The 1801-nt window shown below is 35.1% G+C and carries 2 protein-coding genes and 1 pseudogene; 2 read left to right on the top strand and 1 reads right to left on the bottom strand.

Going from position 1 to position 1801, the window contains the following annotated elements; translation table 11 throughout:
• Nucleotides 1–125 (top strand): annotated as a pseudogene (locus tag AWW72_RS19765) (oxidoreductase); the annotation flags it as partial.
• A 134-nt stretch (nt 126–259) separates the two neighbouring features.
• Here AWW72_RS19765 and AWW72_RS18690 read toward each other — a convergent pair.
• On the bottom strand, nt 260–631 hold the full coding sequence (locus tag AWW72_RS18690) for a winged helix-turn-helix transcriptional regulator (RefSeq protein WP_062848321.1): 372 nt from the start codon (nt 629–631) through the stop codon (nt 260–262).
• 127 nt (nt 632–758) lie between these two features.
• Here AWW72_RS18690 and AWW72_RS18695 point away from each other — a divergent pair, with 127 nt between their 5' ends.
• Entirely contained in the window at nt 759–1616 is an 858-nt protein-coding gene (locus AWW72_RS18695; protein WP_062848322.1) for an SDR family oxidoreductase, read from the top strand.
• Nucleotides 1617–1801: the final 185 nt, after the last annotated feature.

A 1801-nucleotide genomic window follows, 5' to 3' on the forward strand; every position in this document is an offset into this window, starting at 1 on the left:
CACTCAATGATTGGCAAATGCGCCGTACACCATCTGGGCAAGCATCTTTGTTGAGTAAGTTACGTCGATTTATGCCGAGTGGCCCGGTTGATAAAAGTATTAGAAAGACTTTTGGGTTGAAGTAATCTTTGAGTTATCTGAAAGGATCTAAATAATTTTTTTATTTAGATCCTTTTATAAAATAACCTGACCTAATTATTAAAAAAATAGTGAAAAAATTGGCGAAGTAAGTCTAAAACCTAAATATATAATAATCTCTCTATTTTCGATTCAGTTTTGAACTATGTCCTTTATTAGGCTGATTTTCTAATAATTCGGATAAATTATTTTCTAGCCAAGTGGTTAAATCAAAGAGTCGTTCAGAAGCTTCTCGTCCAAAATCTGTTAATTGATAATCTACACGAGGCGGTATTTCTGCATAATCTTGACGTACGATAAAACCATCGTTTTCAAGCGTTTTTAAGGTTTGCGCCAACATTTTTTCGCTAATGCCATCAATTAGTTTTTTTAATTCATTAAAGCGCAAACGCTGATCTCGCAGTGCAACTAAAATTAAAACACTCCAACGGCTAGTGAGATTCAACAAAATTTTTCGAGAGGGACAATCTGCTGAAAAAACGTATCCTTGCATCGCGTACCACCTTAATTACAAAACATTACATTTGTTTCCAAGCTTACTTTTAGGTAAGTACTTACTTTTGGTAAGTTAAGGTACTACGATGATCAAAAGATATCAACTACATCAGATGGAGAACATCATGCGTATTGCAGTTACTGGTGCATCAGGTCAACTCGGCCAACTCGTTATTTCGCAATTACTTGAACGAACTGAGGCAAAAAATATTGTTGCATTAGTCCGCAGCCCTGAAAAAGCATCAGAATTAAGTTCAAAAGGAATCGAAGTTCGTGCTTTTGATTATGGGCATGATGCAGATAAACTTTCGGTTCAATTGGCAGGTGTCGATAAGCTTCTATTAATTTCATCGAGTGAAATTGGTCAACGAACAGTACAACACCAAAATGTGATTAATGCAGCAAAACTTGCAAACGTAAAATTTATTGTTTACACAAGTTTATTAAAAGCAGATACATCACCGCTTTTATTAGCACAAGAACATGTTGAGACTGAACAATATTTAAAAGCATCTGATATTGCACATACCTTATTACGTAATAATTGGTACAGCGAAAACTATGCAATGGGGCTTGCTCAAGCAGTTGAACAGGGCAAGATTTTTGGGGCAACGCATCACGGTAAAATTGCTTCTGCTTCACGCTTAGATTATGCGACTGCTGCCGCTGTGGTATTAACTCAAGAAGGGCATGAGAATAAAGTATATGAACTTGCAGGTGATACGAGTTATACCCTTGATGATGTAGCAAGATGGACAAGTGAGATCAGCAAAAAAGAGGTAATTTACGAAGATTTATCGGAAGAGGAATATAAAGCGCTCTTGATACAAGTAGGTCTACCAGAAGGTTTTGCGAGTATATTAGCGAACTCAGATGACGGTGTATCTAAAGATGCTTTATATAGTGATAGCAAAGACCTCCACCAGTTAATTGGTCGTGCCACTACAACTATGCAAGAAACGATTAAAGAGTTTTTATCTTAAGTTAGTGTTATAACACTTATCAAAAAATAAAAAGGCTTAATTTTTATGATTTAGGCCTTTTGCATATTTTAAAGAAGAGTTTATTTACCCATGATCTTACTTATTTAAGAATTAAAAACTTATTTGTAGTGAAATTTTGAATAAATAAAGATTTTTTAAGAGGGCAGATCAGCGCTTTTCGGTTC

The organism is Acinetobacter sp. NRRL B-65365 (assembly GCF_001605865.1).
GTDB lineage: Bacteria > Pseudomonadota > Gammaproteobacteria > Pseudomonadales > Moraxellaceae > Acinetobacter > Acinetobacter vivianii.